This window comes from Wenjunlia vitaminophila DSM 41686, assembly GCF_000380165.1.
Lineage (GTDB): Bacteria > Actinomycetota > Actinomycetes > Streptomycetales > Streptomycetaceae > Wenjunlia > Wenjunlia vitaminophila.
In genome coordinates, this window is sequence record NZ_KB904650.1 from 1 (window position 1) to 18,142 (window position 18,142).

An 18,142-nucleotide genomic window follows, 5' to 3' on the forward strand; every position below is an offset into this window, starting at 1 on the left:
TCGTGACGCCTGGCACGCACGCTCGCTGCGTTGTCGGGATCGTCCACGTACGCCCAGTACGAGGACGACCCTCCGCCTTGCGATCGCACGCACCAGACGCCGCGACCCCCGCCCCCCGGGCGGACGGCGCCACTTATCAGACAGGCCCTAGGACCGGTACCTCCCCGCGACCCGCCGGCTCCCTGCTCGCGCCCACCCGCCCCCCGCCGGGAGGATGTCCCCATGCGCATCGCTGTCACCGGATCCACCGGTCTGATCGGTTCGGCCCTGCTGCACGACCTGAGGGCGGACGGCCACGACGTGCTCCGCCTCGTCCGGCGCCCGGCCAGGGCGGACGACGAGGTGAGTTGGGACCCGTCACGCCAGGTGGTGGACACCGACCGGCTCACCGGCACCGACGCGGTGGTCCACCTGGCCGGCGCCGGGGTCGCCGAGCACCGCTGGACCGCCGCGTACAAGAAGACCCTGCGGGACAGCCGGGTCCTCGGCACCGCCGCTCTCGCCGAGGCCGTCGCCGCCCTGGACCCGCCGCCCCGGGTCCTGGTCAGCGGCAGCGCCATCGGCTTCTACGGCGACACCGCGGACACCCCGGTGGACGAGTCGGCGCCGCCCGGGGCCGGCTTCCTGGCCGACCTCTGCCAGGAGTGGGAGGCCGCGGCGGCCCCAGCCGAGCAGGCGGGCATCAGGACCGTGTTCGCCCGCACCGGCCTGGTGGTGTCGTCCCGGGGCGGGGCGTGGGGACGGCTGTTCCCGCTCTTCCGGCTCGGCCTCGGCGGACGTCTCGGCAGCGGCCGCCAGTACTGGAGCTTCATCTCCCTCAAGGACGAGCTGGCGGCGCTGCGCCACCTCCTGGGCGCCGAGGGCGTCTCCGGCCCGGTCAACCTGACCGCCCCCCACCCGGTCACCAACCGCGAGGTCACCGCCGCGATGGGCCGCGCCCTGCACCGCCCCACCCTGCTCACCGTGCCCCCGCCCGCACTGCGCCTGGCCCTGGGCGAGTTCGCCGACGACGTCCTGTCCAGCCAGCGGGTCCTGCCACGCCGGCTGCTGGACTCCGGCTTCACCTTCACCCACCCCCGGATCGACGACGCCATCCACGCCGCCCTCCCCACCCCCACGACCTGACCACCCCCGCCCACCCCGCAGCGTCGTGCACCCCCGCCCCGACGACGCGGGGGACGTGAGCGAGCCGCAGTGACATCAGCGGCCGGCGGCGAGCGAACACCAGAAGGGCCGCAGTGTCATGCACCCGAACCCCGACGACGCGAAGACGTGAGCGAGCCAAAGGCCGCGCCCCTGCCGAAGAGACGAGGAGAAGGTCGCGAGGAACGAGCGACCGCACGACGAGGAACGCCGGCAGGGGCACCCCAAGGCGGCCGGCGGCGAGCGAACACAAAAAGAGACCCCCGGCGGCGAGCGAACACAAGAAGATTGTGCGGTGTTGAACGGGGCATGACTGTCGGTGGATGCGGGGAACACCCGACCTCGGGGAGGGCCAGAACCGTGCTCAATCACGCTCGACATGCTGATGTAGTCGTCGTCGGCGCCGGGCTCGCCGGCCTCAGTGCAGCGCATCATGTGGTCGCCGCGGGGCTGACCGTCATCGTTCTCGAAGGGTCCGACCGCATCGGTGGGCGGATGGCCACCGACACGGTGGACGGTTTCCGGCTCGATCCGGGAAATCATCTGCTCAACACCTCGTTCCCCGAGTTGCACCGCACCCCTGGGCTGGCGGGGCTGCGGATGCGGCAGCTCTCGCCCGGTGTCCTGGTGCGCGGTGGGGGCCGTAACTACCGGGTCTTCGGGGACCAGCGCCGGGCGCGGGACAGCCTGTCGCTGTTGATCGGCGGGTCCAGGACACCGTTCAGCGCGACGCTGGAGCGGGCGCGGCTGGGGGCGACGTTGGCCCGGCTCGCCGGCACGTCCACCGCGCGGCTGTTGGCGAGGCCGGAGACGACCACGGCGGAGGCGCTCGCGGCGCGGGGCTTCTCCCCGCGGATGGTGGACGGTTTCCTGCGCCCGTTGCTCGCCGCGTTGCTCAGCGATCCGGCGCTGACCACCAGCAGCCGCTGCGCCGACCTGGTGCTGCGGGGGTTCGCCCGGGGTCGGCTGTGTGTGCCGGAGGGCGGGTCGGCGTCGGTGCCCGAGTTGCTGGCCAAGGCGTTGCCCCCGGGCAGTCTGCACCTGGGCAGGAACGTCACTTCAGTGTCCACCAACGAGGTGGCCGTCGACGGGCACCCCGCCGTCAGGTGCCGTGCCGTGGTGGTGGCCACGGGTGCCAGGCGGGCGGCGGGGCTCCTGCCGGGCCTGCACGTGCCGGAGTTCCACCCGGTCACCACGCTGCACCACGCCGTCGCCGAGGCGCCCCTGCGGGAGCCGGCGCTGGTGCTGGCCGCCGACCGCCGGGGGCCCGTGGCGTACTCGGTGGTGGCCAGCGAGGTCGATCCGGGGTGCGCCCTGGACGGCAGGGCGCTGGTGTCCAGCACGGTGCTCGGTCCCCTGCCCGGGGGCCGGGTCGCCGACGCGGAGCGGCTGGACCGGGAGGTGCGCGGCCACCTGGCCGACCTGTACGGCACCGACACCGACGGCTGGGAGCTGATGGCGCTGCGGCACGAACGCGACGCGGTACCGGCGATGCGTGCCCCGCACCACGTGCGCCGTCCGGTGCGGCTGCTGTCCGGGCTCTACGTGTGCGGCGACCACCGGGACATCAGCACCGCGCAGGGTGCGCTGTACTCGGGCCGCAGGGCGGCCCACCACCTGCTGCGCGACCTGGGCGTCCGGTTCCGGCCGGAGGACACACAACGGAACCTGGCCGCTGCCTGAGCCGGCGCCGTCCCCAGCGACACCCCCGCGACCACCGGCCACGCGGCGAACCGGCGCGGTACGGGGCTGGTCCGCCGTGCGGCGGTGGGCCAGCCCTCGTCCGTGTCCCGTGGCCCTCCCCCACGGGTGGGCCGGTCAGGCCCCGAGCTGGAGGGCCATGCCCGCCGCCGCGGCCCGTTCGTGGAAGGCCCGGACGGCCGGGACGTCCCGGTAGGGCAGGAGTTGCCGGCCGAACTCGTAGACGTACTCGGTCGCCCTGGTGGACCGCATCTCCACCGCCTCCCTGAGCGCCTGGGTGCCGACCGCGCACGCCTGTTCCACGTCGCCGAGGCCCAGCCGGGAGGAGGCGAGCACGGTGCGGCAGAACACCCGGCTGCGGGCGTACGCCGCGGGCCGGAGCTGGAGCGAGCGCTCGGCGTGGCGCACCGCGGCCCGGTACTGCTCCAGGTCGCGGTGGCAGTGCCCGAACTCGTCGGCGAGCTGGGCCTCGTCGAAGAAGCGCGCCCAGCCGGGCACCTCGTCGCCGGGGCGGGCGGTCTCCAGGGCCCGTTCCGCCCGCATCAGCGCGGAGGCGCAGGCTCGGGCGTCCCCGAGCAGTCCGTGTCCGCGCGCCTCGGCGGCGCACAGCAGCGCCTGCACGGCGTGCGGCGCGGCGGACCCGACGCCCTGCTGGGCGACCCGGGCCAGTTGCACCGCCTCCCGCCCGTGTCCGAGGTAGACGGCCTGACGGCTCATGGTGACCAGGACGTACCCGCCGTACACCCGGTCGCCCGCGGCCTGGGCGAGCCGCAGGGCCTGGACGAAGTACCGCTGGGCCAGGCCGTGCGCGCCCATGTCGTAGGAGGTCCACCCGGCGAGCCTGGTCAGGTCGGCCACGGCACCGAACAGGGCCCTGCCCACGGCCTCGCCGTAGCTGCCGCGGAGCATGCCGTCCACCTCGTTCTCCAGGTACCGGACGAGGGCCTGCCGGGCGTGTCCGCCTCCGTAGGCGTTGTCCAGGGTGCGGAACAGGTCCCCGATCGCACGCAGCGCCGCGATGTCCCCGGAGGTCACCCGGGTCCCCCGGACCCGGTCGGCAGGTCGTGGGCGCTGCGGCGCCCCGTCCTGGCCGCCGCCCTGCGCCGGGATGCGCCCCCGGTTGACCGGGCGCGGCTCCCGGGCCACCCGCTCGTCGGGCCGGCCGATCAGCCAGTCCCGGCTCGGCACCACCAGGCCGGCGGGGGTGAACGCGATCCGGCGCAGCTCCGCGTGCGTCCCGGTGTCCTTGCGCCACAGCCCGCTGACGATGTCTATGGCCTCTTCTGGGCTCGCGGCGTACTCCAGGCCGGCGTAGACCGGGGCGCAGGCGTCGAGCCCGAGGTCCTGGGCGGTCAGGCGGCGGCCGAGGCGCCGGGTGAACACCTCGGCGATCAGCGCCGGGGTGGTGCCGCGCGGCTGCTGACCGCGCAGCCAGCGGGTTACGGAGGTCTTGTCGTAGCGCAGATCGAGTCCGTGCTCGATGCCGAGCTGGTCCACTCGTCTGGCCAGTCCCGCGTTGGAGAACCCCGCCTCGGCGATGAGCGCGGCGAGTTGGTGGTTCGGGGAACGCTGGGCGGATCGGTCGGTCATCGTGGTGCCGTCTCCTGTCTTTCGAGCACGGCTGTGTCCGAAGCTGTGGCGGAACGGTGCCGGAGCTGAAGGGGTGGATCGGGAAGAAAAGCCGTTCACTGCCTCACCGGGTGAGGTCGGCGTGAATGTAACGGCAGGCCGCGCCCGACTCACCACGTCTGCCCCAGATTCGCCGGAACGGGTGAACGCGCGCGAGGAACCAGGGCCCGCGCCCGTGACATCGGCGTTCTCGTCGCTGCCCGTCCGGCTCCCCCCGCCGTTCCCCGGTCGCCCACCCTGACCCGACGCCCCCTGCGGGGGGCGCGCGACGCCGGACGTACAGTTGCTGTGTGCCCCGGCGGGCGCGGTGGATCACGGCGGTCCCAGCGGGGTACGCGCGCAGCACCCGGTCCGGACGCGCACGGCACCTCCGGACCCCGGCGCGCGTAGCACGACCAGCAGTGACGGGTGGGGGTCGATCACCCCCTCGCTGCCGGCAGGGGCCGGCAGTCGGCGCCAAGGAGAAGCGATGGGCGAGCGGACGAAGCGAGCCGGCAGCCAGGGCACGGGTCACGCGAGTGCCTCCGGACGGGGCGAGGTGCGGGCGGCATGAGCGACCTCCGCTTCGTCCACCTCGGGTTCGGCCCGGAGGCCGTGGAGTACCAGTGGGCCTGGGACGAGCAGCGCCGGGTGCACGCCGCCCGGTTCGCCGACGAGATCCCGGACACCTGTCTCATGCTCGAGCACCAGCCCGTCTACACGGCGGGGCGGCGCACGGCGGACAACGAGCGCCCGGTGGACGGCACCCCGGTGGTGGACGTGGACCGCGGCGGCAAGATCACCTGGCACGGCCCGGGTCAGCTCGTCGGCTACCCGATCCTCAAACTGCCCCGGCCGGTGGACGTGGTCGCCCATGTCCGACGGCTGGAGGAGGCGTTGATCCGCGCCTGCGCGGAGCTGGGTCTGGAGACCAGCAGGGTGGAGGGGCGCAGCGGGGTGTGGGTGCTCGGCGACCCTGTGCCCGAGCGGCAGCGCCCGTCCCCGGACCGGGCCGAGCTCGGCGGGCTCGACCTCAGGCTCAGCCCGGGGGTCCCCGGTTCGACCCCGGACGACGAGGAGTTCGACCCGCGTCTGGCCGGCCCCGAGTACGCGCCCTCCAACGCCGGCCAGCGGGGCGAGGACCGCAAGCTCGCAGCGATCGGCATCCGCGTCGCCAAGGGGGTGACGATGCACGGCTTCGCGTTGAACTGCGCGTCGGACAACACCTGGTTCGACCGGATCGTGCCGTGCGGAATCCGGGACGCCGGGGTCACCTCGCTCTCCGCCGAGCTGGGCCGCCAGGTCACCGTCGCCGAGGTGCTGCCGGTCGTGGAGCGCCACCTCACCGAGGTGCTGTGCTCCGCGGTCCCGTTGCCCCGCGCGAGCTGAGGCCCGCCACCGTGTCCGGGCCGGTGCCGCCGGCCCGACGTGCCGCCGGACCAGCCCCGTGGCTCCCGCCGGCTCCTGGGGAATGTCCCCGTCTTCGGCGGGGTTGATCGGCGCAGAACAGCGCAAAAACAAGGGCGTACCCTGGTGTTCGCCGAGGAAACAAAGCCAAGGGAGCTAGAACGTGTCCGCTGCCGCCCCGGACGGATCCGCCGCGCCCACCCCCGACGGCCGTCGTCTGCTGCGCCTGGAGGTCCGGAACAGCCAGACCCCCATCGAGCGCAAGCCCGAGTGGATCAAGACCCGGGTCAGGATGGGGCCGGAGTACACCGCGCTCCAGGGCCTGGTCAAGCGGGAGGGTCTGCACACGGTCTGCCAGGAGGCGGGCTGTCCCAACATCTTCGAGTGCTGGGAGGACCGCGAGGCGACGTTCCTGATCGGCGGCGAGCAGTGCACCCGGCGGTGCGACTTCTGCCAGATCGACACCGGCAGGCCGGCTCCCCTGGACCGGGACGAGCCGCGCCGGGTCGCCGAGTCCGTGCGGACCATGGAGCTCAGGTACGCCACGATCACCGGGGTGGCCAGGGACGACCTGCCGGACGGCGGCGCGTGGCTGTACGCCGAGACCGTCCGCCAGATCCACGCGCTCACCGCGGACCAGGACGGCGGCCACACCGGGGTGGAGCTGCTGATCCCGGACTTCAACGCCGTTCCGGAGCAGCTCGCCGAGGTCTTCTCGTCCTCCCCGGAGGTGCTGGCGCACAACGTCGAGACGGTGCCGCGGATCTTCAAGCGCATCCGTCCCGGGTTCCGCTACGAGCGCTCGCTGGACGTGATCACCCGCGCCCGGGAGGCCGGTCTGGTCACCAAGTCCAACCTCATCCTGGGGCTGGGCGAGACCCGCGAAGAGGTCAGCCAGGCCCTGCGGGACCTCCATGACGCGGGCTGCGAGCTGATCACCATCACCCAGTACCTGCGGCCCAGCGTGCGGCACCACCCCGTGGAGCGGTGGGTCAGGCCGGAGGAGTTCGTGGAGCTCAACGAGGAGGCCGAGCAGATCGGCTACGCCGGGGTGATGTCCGGTCCGCTGGTCCGTTCCTCCTACCGGGCGGGCCGGCTGTACAAGCAGGCGGTCGAACGGCGGAACGCCGCCCTGCCCGCCCAGGCCGCCGGCTGAGCCCCGCCCTGCCCGCCCCCGTTCGCCCGTCCGGGGCACCGCGTGTCAAGGGCGGCCCGGATCGGGTTACGCATGGGAGCGAAGGAATTTGACGTTCGTTTGACGAGCTGGTCACCGGCCGATAACAAGAGGTGGTGACACTGGTTCTCCAGACACCACCCGGAGGAGGGCACGATGCGAGTCGACGCGGTACGTGGTGATCGGGGCCCGCGGGGCACCGGTACGGGCGTCACCTCGAGGTTGCCGGTGGCCGGGGCCCTGCGCGCGGTGGAGACCTACCTGCTGCGCGGCGGCGGCCAGCAGACCGCCCGGCGCAACGCCTGGAACGCCGTCCGTGAGGACCGGCGGCGCGCCCGGGACCGCTGGGAGGCCCAGGTGTTCCTCGACTCCGCGGTCCGCCCCACCGCCGGGCCCGACCGCACCTGATCGGCCTGCCTGCCGGGCGCCAGGGCTCCTTTCGTCACGGGCGAGCCAGGGCCTTATCCTGAGCGGCATGGCGAGGAAGGAAACATCCGAGAGTGAGAACCCCGGGCGGCTGAAGCAGATCCGCCTGGCATACCAGATGACGAAGCGGGTCGACCCCAAGGTCGGGCTGATTGTCGCGGCCGTGGGAATCGTCACCTTCGGTGCGTTCCTCGCCATCGGCTTCCTCATCGACCACCCGATCTGGGCCGGCATCCTTGGCTTCCTGCTGGCCTTCCTGCTCATGGCCATCATCTTCGGGCGCCGGGCGGAGAAGGCCGCCTTCGGGCAGATGGAGGGTCAGCCGGGGGCGGCGGCCGCGGTGCTCAACAACATCCGCCGCGGCGGCTGGGTGGTCACCCCCGCGGTGGCCGCCAACCGGCACCAGGACGTGATCCACCGGGCGGTCGGCCGCCCCGGCATCGTCCTGGTCGGCGAGGGCAACCCGAACCGGGTCAAGCACCTGCTGGCCGGTGAGAAGAAGAAGATGTCCCGGGTGGTCGCCGACGTCCCGGTCACCGAGATCGTCGTCGGGGACGCGGAGGGCCAGGTCCCACTCCGCAAGCTCCAGACCGCGCTGCTCAAGCTGCCCCGGGTGATGACCAAGAACGAGGTGCGCACCGTCAACGACCGGCTCCGCGCGCTCGGCGACCTGATCAGCAACATGCCGATCCCCAAGGGGCCGATGCCGAAGAACATCCGGATGCCCAAGGGCCGCTGACCGGCCCGTCCCGACCGGCACCGTCCCGACCACCCCGCGGGTGGTGGCACCCGCAAGCCGCGGGGCCACCACCCGCAGCCATGTGGACCCCCAGCCAGGTGGACCCGCAGCCATGTGGCCCATCACCCGACCCGTGGGCCGGAGGCCCGACGGTCAGATCCGCACCTGGACGACGCCTGCCGCCTTGTCGTGGGCGCCGCGGCTGTCCCGGTCCCAGATGACCGCGGGGATGACCAGGACCAGCAGCAGGCTGCGCAGCGCCGCCTGGAGCGGCCCGAGGGGGCCCTCCTTCACCCGGACCAGGCGCAGGCCGAGCAGGCGCTTGCCCGGCGTGGTGCCGACGGTGCCGAGGAACGCCGTGCTCATCGCCCAGAACACCACGCTGGCCCAGACGTTGGCGACCTGCATGTCGTCCCGCGAGATCAGCCCGTAGGCGATCAGCGCGCACAGCCCCCAGTCCACGAAGAGCGCGGCCAGGCGCCGTCCCACGGGGGCCACCGACCCCGGACCGGACTCCGGCAGCCCCAGCCGCTCGCCGCGGTAGCCGAAGTCCACACCCATGTCCTCGGCCGCGGCCCGGGGACCGGAGAGCCACGATCCCATCGCTCGTCTGGTGTCCATATCCCCACGGTAACGTGCACCCATAAGTGGGATACGCCACAGGGCTGGTTAACGTGGGTGAAACATCTGGGTCACGCTCGAGAAATGGGGAATGCCTAGGGTCGGCATCGTGCCGGGCCGCGTTCCGTGACCTTCGTCGGAGAGCAGGGACGGCCCACAGGTCGTGATCGGACCCCGCGTGCCGGGGCGAGGAGGATGTGGATGTTCCAGAATGCCGCCGAGGTGACGAAGTTCATCTCCGACGAGAACGTCAAGTTCGTGGATGTGCGGTTCTGCGACCTGCCTGGCATCATGCAGCACTTCACCATCCCGGCCCAGACCTTCGACCCCGCCGAGACCCTGATGTTCGACGGCTCGTCGATCCGCGGGTTCCAGGCCATCCACGAGTCCGACATGGGGCTCGTACCCGACCTGAGCACCGCGCGGGTGGACCCGTTCCGCACGGACAAGACCCTCAACATCAACTTCTTCATCCACGACCCGCTCACCGGCGAGCAGTACAGCCGTGACCCGCGGAACGTCGCGAAGAAGGCGGAGGCGTACCTCAGCGGCTCCGGGATCGCCGACACCGCGTTCTTCGGTCCCGAGGCCGAGTTCTACGTCTTCGACAGCGTCCGTTTCTCCACCAGCGCGAACGAGTCGTTCTACCACATCGACTCCGAGGCCGGCGCGTGGAACACCGGCGCGCGGGAGGACAACCGCGGCTACAAGGTCCGTTACAAGGGTGGCTACTTCCCGGCCCCGCCGGTCGACCACTTCGCCGACCTGCGCGCGGAGATGTCCCTGGAGCTCGAGCGGTCCGGGCTGAAGGTCGAGCGGCAGCACCACGAGGTGGGCACCGCCGGACAGGCCGAGATCAACTACCGGTTCAACACCCTGCTGGCCGCCGCCGACGACCTGATGCTCTTCAAGTACATCATCAAGAACGTCGCCTGGCGGAACGGGAAGACCGCGACCTTCATGCCGAAGCCGATCTTCGGTGACAACGGCTCCGGCATGCACGTCCACCAGTCGCTGTGGACCGACGGCACCCCGCTGTTCTACGACGAGCAGGGCTACGCCGGCCTGTCCGACACCGCTCGCTACTACATCGGCGGTCTGCTGCGGCACGCCCCCTCGCTGCTGGCCTTCACCAACCCGACGGTGAACAGCTACCACCGCCTGGTGCCGGGCTTCGAGGCCCCGGTGAACCTGGTCTACTCGCAGCGCAACCGCTCGGCGGCCATCCGCATCCCGATCACCGGCGCCAACCCCAAGGCCAAGCGCATCGAGTTCCGGGCCCCGGACCCGTCGTCCAACCCGTACCTCGCCTTCTCCGCGCTGCTGATGGCCGGCCTCGACGGCATCAAGAACAAGATCGAGCCCGCCGAGCCGGTGGACAAGGACCTCTACGAGCTCCCGCCCGAGGAGCACGCCAACGTCCCCCGCGTGCCGGCCTCCCTCCCGGCCGTCCTCGACGCCCTCGAGGCCGACCACGAGTACCTGCTCGAGGGCGGGGTCTTCACCCAGGACCTCATTGAGACCTGGATCGAGTTCAAGCGGACCAACGAGGTGCTCCCCGTCCAGCTCCGCCCGCACCCGCACGAGTTCGAGATGTACTTCGACCTCTAGGAGTTCGGGGTCCGACGGCCGGGGACGCGGGAGACCGTCCGTGACCGGCGGGACCCGACGAGAAGGTCAGGAACGGCGCTGTGGGCCGCCACCCGTGCGGGTGGCGGCCCACGCCGTTCGCCGACCCGGCGGTGCTCCCGTCGCCGCGGGCGCGTCGCCACCCCGGACGGCAGGTGGGCGGCACGGCGGGAGACCGGCGCACCGGCAGGGCGTCGCTCTGCCTACTTCTTCCGCTTCCTGCCGCTGCCGCTCGTCTTCTTGCCGGCGGCCTGCTTCCGCTTGGCCACGGCGTAGGACGACCACTCCCCCTGGTGCGCGCTACAGCGCGAGGTCCCCTTCATCGCCAGTCGCTGGCAGCGGCCACCTGCCTTGGTCCAAGCACCGCACTTCGACTGCGTGCCCGCCATGACGTTCCTCCCTCGTACCGTCTGGTGGTCGTGTGTGACAGCACCCCACGTTGCACGCACACGAGGGGTGGGCAGAAGGCGCGGAGGGTGGTGCTTGGAGCACCGGGGAGCGCACGGGTCACCGGGGCGGCCCCGGGCACCGGGCGCGGGCCCGGGGCCGGGGCCGCGGGCTCAGGAGGACTGGGCCTGGTTGTACAGGTTCTGCGCGTCGTTGCCGAAGTAGGGGCCGAACATCATGCCGGGCAGGAACGTGTAGCCGAAGCTGTTCACCGAGGACTGCAGGCCGGTGCCGGTGGCCTCGTCGAACCTCTCGAACCAGGGTCCGCCGCTGGAGCCGCCGGTCATGTCGCAGTCCAGGCCGTGGTCGGTGGAGAGCAGGAAGTCCTTGATGGAGTTGCCGCTGCAGTAGGTCAGCTTCTCACCGTCGTACGGGTCGGCCGCGGGGAAGCCGAAGGCGTACATGGCCTTGTTGTAACCGGAGTTGAACGCCAGTCCCTGGCCGCCGACGACGTCGGTGAGGCGCCTGCCGTCGAGCTGGTTGACCACGGCGGCGCCGACGTCGTAGTTGATGTCCTCGCTGGCCACCCACTGGGGCGTGCTCATGGTCTTGGCCGCGGTCCACCTGCCGTAGGGGGCCTGGCCGTCGTGGTAGTTGGGCACGAAGACCCAGTTGGTGTGCCAGCTCCCCTGGTACTTCACGCAGTGGCCCGCGGTGATCACGGTGCTGCCGTTGGTGCTGGTGACGGCGTTGCCGGAGCAGGAGGCCGTGCGGCCGTCGAAGGTGAAGAACACCCGGCCCGAGGTGGTGACGACCTTGCCGCCGCCGGTCCAGGGCCCGCCGCCCTGCGGGAACGCCTGGGTGCCGACGTCGCCGGAGGTGGCGGGGACGGTGTGCGGCGTGCCGCGGGTCACGTCGGTCGGGCTGACCCTCTCGGACACGTCGAGCAGGTCCAGCGGCGTGGCCTGCCGCATCCGCTCGGCCGTCCAGAACGAACTGACCTCCTCCTGCGCCGCCTGGGACTGCGCCGCTCCGTGGACGGTCGCGGTGTCGGCGGCGGGCGCCGGGCTCGCCCCGGCCGGCCCCGCCAGGGCCCCGGCGGCCACCAGGGCGCCTATCGCGGCCGCGGCCCGCAGGGTGGTGCGGGGGGTGTTGGTCATGTGTACTCCTTCGGTTGCCGCGCGGTGGGCACGCGGACTGGGGACGGGACCGGACGGCGGACTGGTCCGTCCGGCCGGATCACGGAGCGAGAGCCACATGCGATGGAACAGTAGCCTGGCGTGCGCATGACAATCTTCGGCAAGGGACCAGCTCGCCGGAGCGGATGCGGACGCGGGAACGCGGAGCACCAACACCGCCTGCCGCCGAGCGCACAACGCCCTACACGGAGTCGCCACTGCTCATCCGAAGCTTCCCCGTGCTCCTACCGGGTGCGGTGCCACGGCTTTCCACAGTGCTGATTGGTGCTGTTGTCTCCCAGTAGTGAGTTTGTGCCCTCCCCCACAACCCGTCAAGAGCCCGAGGGAACAGCCGGTTCCCCGTCGCGGGGGCACCCGGGGCGGGCGCGCTTCCGGCTCACGGCGGGGGCGCTGACCCACGGGTCGTGGGGCGAGGAGGTCACAGGGACCGGGTCATGAAGACGCTGTGCGGGTCCGGGCGGTAGTCGGCGAAGGGCTCGCAGTACTCGAAGCCGAACTTGCCGTACAGCGCGCGGGCCGGGGCGAAGAAGTCGGCCGATCCGGTTTCCAGACTGAGCCGTCCGAGGCCCGTCCGCCGCGCTTCGGCGATGATGTGCGCCAGCAGGGCCGAGGCGACGCCGCTCCGCCGGTGCCGCTCCGCGACGCGCATCGACTTCAGCTCCGCGTGCCCGGAACCCAGCAGCTTCAGCGCCCCGCAGCCGACCACCGCGTCGTCCTCGCCGTCGAGGACCGACCAGAACGTCACCTCGGGCCCGCGCAGGCCGTCGAGGTCCAGGGCGTGCACACTGTCCGGTGGCGAGATGACTCGCATGTTCGCCACGTGCTCCGAAAGGAACTCCGCGATCCGCGGACCGGACAGGTCATCGACCGCGATCCTCATTCCCGCCACCTCCCGACACGTCTCACCGGACCCGGAAGGCAGCATGTCACGCGGGGTCCACGGTGGCGTTTCGGCCGTGGGTCCGGTTGGTGACATCCCGGTTACCCGGCCGCCGCGGTGCCGCGGTGGGTGTGGAGGCGATGGTTCCGCTGCCCGCGGGCCGGCCGGGACGGCGTCCGTGCACTCCCCCGTAGGTGCAGGGTCGCCGTCCGACCGGGGTTCGCCGCGGGCGTCGGCCGCCGCGGGAAGCGCGACGGGCAGCACCGCTTCGACAACGGGTCCAAAAGTGGTGCCACGACCCCCGACGGTGGGGAACGCTACTCACGGGGCCGCCGGCCAGCTACTCGCCCAGCGCGGTGCCCGGCCAGAAAACGCGGTCTCCTGTGAGGACGTCACATGTCGGAACAGCTCGCTGCACGGCGGGGATTGCGGACCCTCGTGGACAGCCACGACCTGGACGAGACGCGGGAGATCATCAGCGGCGCCTACAGTCCGTACGAGCTGAGCTGTCTGCGCCGGCCGCAGGACTTCTCCGCCTGGTACGCCGAGGGCGGGTTCCCCGGGATCACCGTCTCCGGGCTGGCGTACGGCGCGGAGACGCTGGTCGCTCCGGAGCCGCTCACCTCGTACCTGCTGGTCTGCGAGGTCACCGCGGGCCGGGTCAGGGTGATGTCGCCCAACCGCGAGGAGCGCGACGTGGCAGCGGGCAGCCTGTACGTCCTGGACCCGCACCGTTCCTTCCGGGTGCACTGGCAGCCCGGCGCCCGGATGACCACCATCCGGATGTCCAGGGAACTGGTCGAGCGGGCCGCGGCCGACTCGCTCGGCCTCGACCAGCCGGTGCGGACCAGGTTCACCCTCCAACCGGCCGTCTCCGCGGCGGCCGCGCGGTCCTGGGCGCGGATCTCCGCGACGCTGCGGCAGGAGGTGCTGGAGGGCGGGGCGGCGACCAGCAGCCCGCTGGTGGCGGCGGCCCTGTCACAGACCGCGGCGGCCACCCTGGTCGCCACCCACCAGATCACCACCGACGGGGTCGCGGTGCGACGCGACGGGGTGGTGGGGCACGCCGCGGTGCGCCGGGCCGCGGCCTACCTGGAGGACAACGCCCACCAGCCGGTCACCGTGCACGAGGTGGCCGCGGCGGCGCGGTTGAGCACCCGGGCGTTGCAGGAGGCGTTCCGCCGCCACCTGGGCACCACTCCCCTGGGCTACCTGCGAGAGGTGCGGCTCGCGCGCGCCCACGACGAGCTCAAGGACGGCGGCGCTCCCGGGTTGACGGTGACCCAGGTCGCCTACCGATGGGGGTTCTCCAACCTGGGGCGGTTCTCGGCCCTGTACCGGGAGCGGTACGGCCAGCCCCCGTCGCACACCCTGCGGGGGTGACGGGTCAGGGCTGCGGCGCGGTGGCCCACTCGTGGTCGGGCACGGCGAGCAGCCTGGCGAGGTCCTCGGGGGCGGGCAGGGGGCCGTGGTCCCCGGTGACGGCGAGCGCGCAGCGGGCGGTGAGGTGGCCGAGACGCAGGGCGCGGTCCGGGTCGTGGCCGCGGAGCAGCCCGGCGAGGAAGCCCGCGGCGAAGGCGTCGCCGGCGCCGACGGGTTCCACCACGGTGGCCCGCAGGGCGGGAACGACGTGGACACCGCCGTCCCCGTCGAAGGCGGTCGCCGTGCGGGCGCCGTCCTTGACGACGAGGACGCGGGGGTGGGGAAGCAGCTCCCGCACGTCGGTGACGGTCAGCGCCCGCCCCCACAGGTCCTGGGCCTCGTCGAGACCGACCAGGGTGATGTCCGCGCGGTCGGCGAGGTCGCGGAGTTCCCCGGCGGCGGGGCGCCCGGTCCACAGCGCGGGTCGGTGGTTGACGTCGAAGCTGACGGTGCGCCGGGCGCGGAACTCCGGGTCGGTGAGCGCCCGGACGGTCAGGTCGCGGCAGGAGGCGGAGAGCGCCGGGGTGATCCCGGTGAGGTGGAGCAGGGTGGCGTCGCGGACGGAGGGGTGGTCGAGCAGGTCCGGTCCGAGGGCGGAGGCGGCGGAGCCCCGCCGGTAGTAGTGCACCCGGGTACCGTCCGGGCCGGGGTCCTTGACGAGCAGGCCGGTGGGGCGGTCGGGGTCGAGCCGGACGCCGGAGGTGTCCACGCCCGTCGCGCCCACCGCGGTCAGGACGCGGTGTCCGAACGGGTCGTCGCCGACGGCGGAGACCCAGCGGACGGGCACGCCGTGGTCCGCGAGGTACATCGCGACGTTGGACTCGGCGCCGGCGACGTCCAGTCGCAGGGCGTCGGCGTTCCGCAGGGGGCGGACGGGGTCGGGGGCGAGCGCCGCCATGGTCTCGCCGACGCAGACGACCGGGCCGGGGGCGGGGCGCCAGGGTGCGGTCACTGCCGTGCCTGCCCCGGCCGGGCGGTGACGGCGAGGAAGTCCCTGGCGCGTTGGCGGAGCGCCGCCAGGTCACCGCCGTCCGCGGCGTCGCCCACGAGGGGTGTGCCGACGCCGACGGCGGTGGCGCCCGCCGCCAGGTAGTCCCGGGCGGCCTGCGCGTCCACCCCGCCGACGGGGACGAACAGCGTGCGCGGGAACGGGCCCCGCAGCGCCCGCAGGTATGCGACGCCGCCGGCCTGCGCGGCCGGGAAGAGCTTCATCGCGGTGACGCCGAGGCGCCCCGCGGCGACGATCTCGGTGGGGGTCATCACCCCGCCGAGTACCGGCATGCCCAGGTCCAGGGCCGCGGTGACGCCCTCGCCGAGGGCCGGGGTGACCGCGAAGTCGGCGCCGGCCCGGTGGGCGGCGCGGGCGTCCTGGGCGGTGAGCACGGTGCCGGCGCCCAGGGGCCGTTGGGGGCCGAGGGCGGCCCTGGCCCGGGCGATGACGTCCAGGGCGTCGTGTCCGGTGAGGGAGACCTCGATCAGTTCGATGCCTTCCTCGGCCAGGGTCAGCACGGTCCGCAGTGCCGCGTCGGCGTCCGTGCCGCGCACGATGGCGACCAGTCGGTGGGCGGTCAGGGCTGCGGGCAGGTCCACTGTGGTCCCCTCGGGCGGTGGTGGGCGTGGGCGGGCCGGCGGCTGTCGGTCCCGGCACGACGGCGGGGTCAGGACGGCAGGGGTCACGACGGCGGGGGTCAGGACGGCGGGGCCCCGGGGCCGGCGGCGTCGGCGGGGCCGCTGATCCGGTACAGGTCGCGCACCGACTGCTCGAGCAGGGCGCGCATCGCCTGTTCCGCGGCCGGGGGGTCACCGGCGCACACGGCGTCGAACACGGCCTGGTGGCTGGGCACCGGGTCGTCGGTGTCCGGGGCGCTGTGCACGATCCGGTCCCGGTGGGCGAGGCCCGCCTCCAGCACCAGCTCCATGCGTTGCAGCAGTTCGTTGTGGGTGGCCGCGAGCAGGGCCCGGTGGAAGGTGAGGTCGGCTTCGACGGCGCGGACGGCGCTGCCCTGCCCCTGTTCCATGGCGCCGAGCGCGGTGCGCAGCACCTCGAGGTCGTCGTCGGTGCGGCGTTCGGCGGCGAGGCGGGCGGCGGCGGGTTCGATGATGGCGCGGACCTCGGCGAGGTTGCCCAGCAGCGCCTGGTCGGCGTCGGAGCCCGCACCGCCCTCGAACCGCCAGCGCAGGACGTCGGCGTCGAGGAGGTTCCAGTCGGCGCGGGCCCGGACGAACGTGCCGCGCTTCTGCCGGGCGTCCACCATGCCCTTGGCCGCGAGGACCTTCAGCGACTCCCGCAGCGCCGTCAGGCTCACGTCCAGTTCCCGCTGGAGGGCCACCAGGTCGAGGGTGGCGCCCTCGGGGAACTCGCCGCTGAGCACGCGACGGGCGAGGTTCTCCACGGTCTGGCCGTGGACGCCGCGGCGGGCGTAGCGCGTCATCTCGCGGTGCCTTTCTCACTGCTGGATGCGGAAGCGGGGCGACGGCGCCGACCGGCGGCACGCCGTGGTCGAGTTCCAGCCGTTGTTCCCGGGGGCGGTGACCAGCGGGCGGGCGGTGTCGCGTCCGTGGCGCGCGGGTGGGTGCCCGTGGGGACGGTACCGGGCGGGCGCCGTCCTCCGGGCACGGCGCGGCGCCTCCCCCACGACTCTGACTCAGCAGGACACATAAGTCAATAATAATTGATAATTAAGGGAAACAACGACGACGCCGTCCGCCCGCACCGCGAAACGCGGCGAGGGCGGACGGCGGGGGGAGCGGGAGGTCAGAGGGTCCAGTTCTCCGCTTCCTCCTCCTCGACGCGGGCGGCGAGCCGGCGTTCCGCCTCGGCGAGCACCTGCACGACCCGCAGCCCGAACGACGCGTCGCACGGGTGCGGCCGGCCGGTCCCCGCGGCCTCGATGAGCGCGTCAGCGGCCCGGCGCAACGCGGCGACCGGGTCGCGGAGGCCCTCCGGCATCGTGGTGACGCCCGACTCGCCGCGGAACTCGAACTCGATGGGCGACGAGGCGGCGGGCGGCGCGGTGAGGCTCAGCATCGAGGAGCTCAGGGCCCCGCCGGAGTGCCGGACGGTCAGGTGGGTGGTGTCGCGGGGCCCGCGGGCGGCGGTGACCTCCTCGGCGTCCCCGAGCACCGGCAGCAGCACCGACAGGGCGTGCGGGCCCAGGTCCCACAGCGCGCCCTTCTCCCGCCGCCACGGCGAGTCGGCGAACTCGCTCTCCCCGGAGAACACCGAACTGACGTAGGTGGTGCGGGCCGTGAACCAGCCACCGGCCGCGGCCTGTTCCGTCACCCACGCCTCACACTCCTCGATGAAGCGCAGGGTGAAGAACACCACGGAGGCCACACCCGCGGCCTCGCACGCGTCAACCACCCTCCGGGAATCCGGCACGCCGAGCGCGAGCGGTTTGTCCAGCAGCAGGTGGCACCCCGCGGCGGCGGCGCGCTCGGCCAGGTCGGCCTGTATCCGCGGGGGCAGGGCGACGGCGACCGCGTCCACCTCGTCCAACAGGCGGTCCAGGTCCTCGTAGGGGCGTACCCCGAACTCGGCGGCGAGCGCGCCCGCCGCTTCCGGGCGGCGCCCCCACACCCCGACGAACTCCAGGTCCTGGTGCTGGTGGAGGGCCGGAGCGTGGGCGATCCTCGCCCAGGGGCCGGTGCCGAGCAGTCCGATGCGCACGCTGTCACCTCTCGTTGTACGGCTTGTCCCGGGGGGCATCGTTTGTCACACCGTCCCCCCACGTCAACGCGGTGCGCTCCGGTCACCACCGGGCGGTCCGAGGGACCGGCGACCCGGTGATCCACCAACACCCACG

At 73.0% G+C, this 18,142-nt stretch carries 17 protein-coding genes; 8 read left to right on the forward strand and 9 right to left on the reverse strand.

Translation table 11 applies throughout. The annotated features are described in order from the left end of the window. The first annotated feature begins 222 nt into the window (after positions 1-222). Both A3IG_RS0104320 and A3IG_RS0104325 read left to right on the forward strand, forming a co-directional pair. On the forward strand, positions 223-1,125 hold the full coding sequence (locus tag A3IG_RS0104320) for a TIGR01777 family oxidoreductase (RefSeq protein WP_018382313.1): 903 nt from the start codon (positions 223-225) through the stop codon (positions 1,123-1,125). 378 nt (positions 1,126-1,503) lie between these two features. Beyond that, on the forward strand, positions 1,504-2,826 hold the full coding sequence (locus A3IG_RS0104325; protein WP_026219882.1) for an NAD(P)/FAD-dependent oxidoreductase: 1,323 nt from the start codon (positions 1,504-1,506) through the stop codon (positions 2,824-2,826). Between the two features lie 135 nt (positions 2,827-2,961). On the opposite strand, the gene A3IG_RS0104330 is transcribed toward A3IG_RS0104325, so the two are convergent. Further along, complete coding sequence (locus tag A3IG_RS0104330; RefSeq protein ID WP_018382315.1) at positions 2,962-4,434, reverse strand: hypothetical protein; 1,473 nt, start codon at positions 4,432-4,434, stop codon at positions 2,962-2,964. A gap of 588 nt (positions 4,435-5,022) precedes the next feature. Here A3IG_RS0104330 and lipB point away from each other — a divergent pair. The 4 genes from lipB to A3IG_RS0104350 all read left to right on the forward strand — a co-directional run bounded on the left by lipB (position 5,023) and on the right by A3IG_RS0104350 (position 8,198). Then, complete coding sequence (lipB, locus tag A3IG_RS0104335) at positions 5,023-5,841, forward strand: lipoyl(octanoyl) transferase LipB (protein ID WP_018382316.1); 819 nt, start codon at positions 5,023-5,025, stop codon at positions 5,839-5,841. A gap of 181 nt (positions 5,842-6,022) precedes the next feature. Beyond that, positions 6,023-7,015 carry a lipoyl synthase gene (lipA, locus tag A3IG_RS0104340; RefSeq protein WP_018382317.1) on the forward strand — a complete coding sequence of 331 codons (993 nt, stop codon included), beginning with the start codon at positions 6,023-6,025 and terminating at the stop codon, positions 7,013-7,015. A gap of 174 nt (positions 7,016-7,189) precedes the next feature. After that, complete coding sequence (locus A3IG_RS0104345) at positions 7,190-7,441, forward strand: hypothetical protein (protein ID WP_018382318.1); 252 nt, start codon at positions 7,190-7,192, stop codon at positions 7,439-7,441. A 67-nt stretch (positions 7,442-7,508) separates the two neighbouring features. Further along, positions 7,509-8,198, forward strand: coding sequence for a DUF4191 domain-containing protein (locus A3IG_RS0104350; RefSeq protein WP_018382319.1), 690 nt, complete (start codon positions 7,509-7,511; stop codon positions 8,196-8,198). A gap of 153 nt (positions 8,199-8,351) precedes the next feature. Here the strand turns inward: A3IG_RS0104350 and A3IG_RS0104355 are convergent, their stop codons facing one another. Further along, positions 8,352-8,819 carry an RDD family protein gene (locus A3IG_RS0104355; RefSeq protein ID WP_026219884.1) on the reverse strand — a complete coding sequence of 156 codons (468 nt, stop codon included), beginning with the start codon at positions 8,817-8,819 and terminating at the stop codon, positions 8,352-8,354. A gap of 201 nt (positions 8,820-9,020) precedes the next feature. On the opposite strand from A3IG_RS0104355, the gene glnA reads away from it, so the two are divergent. Next, positions 9,021-10,430 (forward strand): type I glutamate--ammonia ligase, encoded by a 1,410-nt coding sequence (gene glnA, locus A3IG_RS0104360; RefSeq protein WP_018382321.1) that lies wholly within the window; start codon positions 9,021-9,023, stop codon positions 10,428-10,430. A gap of 221 nt (positions 10,431-10,651) precedes the next feature. On the opposite strand, the gene A3IG_RS0104365 is transcribed toward glnA, so the two are convergent. The 3 genes from A3IG_RS0104365 to A3IG_RS0104375 form a co-directional block, all read right to left on the reverse strand. After that, positions 10,652-10,837 (reverse strand): hypothetical protein, encoded by a 186-nt coding sequence (locus tag A3IG_RS0104365; RefSeq protein WP_018382322.1) that lies wholly within the window; start codon positions 10,835-10,837, stop codon positions 10,652-10,654. Between the two features lie 171 nt (positions 10,838-11,008). Next, positions 11,009-11,995 carry a trypsin-like serine peptidase gene (locus A3IG_RS0104370; protein WP_018382323.1) on the reverse strand — a complete coding sequence of 329 codons (987 nt, stop codon included), beginning with the start codon at positions 11,993-11,995 and terminating at the stop codon, positions 11,009-11,011. 457 nt (positions 11,996-12,452) lie between these two features. Beyond that, a complete protein-coding gene (locus tag A3IG_RS0104375; protein WP_018382324.1) occupies positions 12,453-12,914 on the reverse strand; it encodes a GNAT family N-acetyltransferase in 462 nt (153 codons plus the stop codon). A 396-nt stretch (positions 12,915-13,310) separates the two neighbouring features. Here A3IG_RS0104375 and A3IG_RS0104380 point away from each other — a divergent pair, with 396 nt between their 5' ends. Next, positions 13,311-14,297, forward strand: a complete 987-nt coding sequence (locus A3IG_RS0104380; protein WP_018382325.1) for an AraC family transcriptional regulator — start codon at positions 13,311-13,313, stop codon at positions 14,295-14,297. A gap of 4 nt (positions 14,298-14,301) precedes the next feature. Here the strand turns inward: A3IG_RS0104380 and A3IG_RS0104385 are convergent, their stop codons facing one another. From A3IG_RS0104385 to A3IG_RS0104400, 4 genes are all read right to left on the reverse strand, one after another. Beyond that, a complete protein-coding gene (locus A3IG_RS0104385) occupies positions 14,302-15,288 on the reverse strand; it encodes a sugar kinase (protein WP_040910798.1) in 987 nt (328 codons plus the stop codon). Continuing rightward, the gene (locus A3IG_RS0104390) at positions 15,285-15,926 is read right to left on the reverse strand and encodes a bifunctional 4-hydroxy-2-oxoglutarate aldolase/2-dehydro-3-deoxy-phosphogluconate aldolase (RefSeq protein ID WP_018382327.1); all 642 of its coding nucleotides are present in this window, start codon (positions 15,924-15,926) and stop codon (positions 15,285-15,287) included. Before A3IG_RS0104390 ends, A3IG_RS0104385 begins: the two co-directional genes overlap by 4 nt. Positions 15,927-16,024: 98 nt before the next feature. Continuing rightward, positions 16,025-16,768: a FadR/GntR family transcriptional regulator gene (locus tag A3IG_RS0104395; RefSeq protein WP_018382328.1), complete on the reverse strand. Its 744-nt coding sequence runs from the start codon at positions 16,766-16,768 to the stop codon at positions 16,025-16,027. A gap of 323 nt (positions 16,769-17,091) precedes the next feature. Further along, the gene (locus tag A3IG_RS0104400) at positions 17,092-18,006 is read right to left on the reverse strand and encodes a Gfo/Idh/MocA family protein (RefSeq protein ID WP_018382329.1); all 915 of its coding nucleotides are present in this window, start codon (positions 18,004-18,006) and stop codon (positions 17,092-17,094) included. Between the last annotated feature and the right edge of the window lie 136 nt (positions 18,007-18,142).

Bases quoted from the DNA above. Each gene is read 5' to 3' on its own strand.
- A3IG_RS0104370 (WP_018382323.1), bottom strand. From the start codon at position 11,995: ATGACCAACACCCCCCGCACCACCCTGCGGGCCGCGGCCGCGATAGGC.
- A3IG_RS0104320 (WP_018382313.1), top strand. From the start codon at position 223: ATGCGCATCGCTGTCACCGGATCCACCGGTCTGATCGGTTCGGCCCTG.
- A3IG_RS0104365 (WP_018382322.1), bottom strand. From the start codon at position 10,837: ATGGCGGGCACGCAGTCGAAGTGCGGTGCTTGGACCAAGGCAGGTGGC.
- A3IG_RS0104395 (WP_018382328.1), bottom strand. From the start codon at position 16,768: ATGACGCGCTACGCCCGCCGCGGCGTCCACGGCCAGACCGTGGAGAAC.
- lipB (WP_018382316.1), top strand. From the start codon at position 5,023: ATGAGCGACCTCCGCTTCGTCCACCTCGGGTTCGGCCCGGAGGCCGTG.
- glnA (WP_018382321.1), top strand. From the start codon at position 9,021: ATGTTCCAGAATGCCGCCGAGGTGACGAAGTTCATCTCCGACGAGAAC.
- A3IG_RS0104380 (WP_018382325.1), top strand. From the start codon at position 13,311: ATGTCGGAACAGCTCGCTGCACGGCGGGGATTGCGGACCCTCGTGGAC.
- A3IG_RS0104350 (WP_018382319.1), top strand. From the start codon at position 7,509: ATGGCGAGGAAGGAAACATCCGAGAGTGAGAACCCCGGGCGGCTGAAG.
- A3IG_RS0104330 (WP_018382315.1), bottom strand. From the start codon at position 4,434: ATGACCGACCGATCCGCCCAGCGTTCCCCGAACCACCAACTCGCCGCG.
- A3IG_RS0104375 (WP_018382324.1), bottom strand. From the start codon at position 12,914: ATGAGGATCGCGGTCGATGACCTGTCCGGTCCGCGGATCGCGGAGTTC.
- A3IG_RS0104345 (WP_018382318.1), top strand. From the start codon at position 7,190: ATGCGAGTCGACGCGGTACGTGGTGATCGGGGCCCGCGGGGCACCGGT.
- A3IG_RS0104355 (WP_026219884.1), bottom strand. From the start codon at position 8,819: ATGGACACCAGACGAGCGATGGGATCGTGGCTCTCCGGTCCCCGGGCC.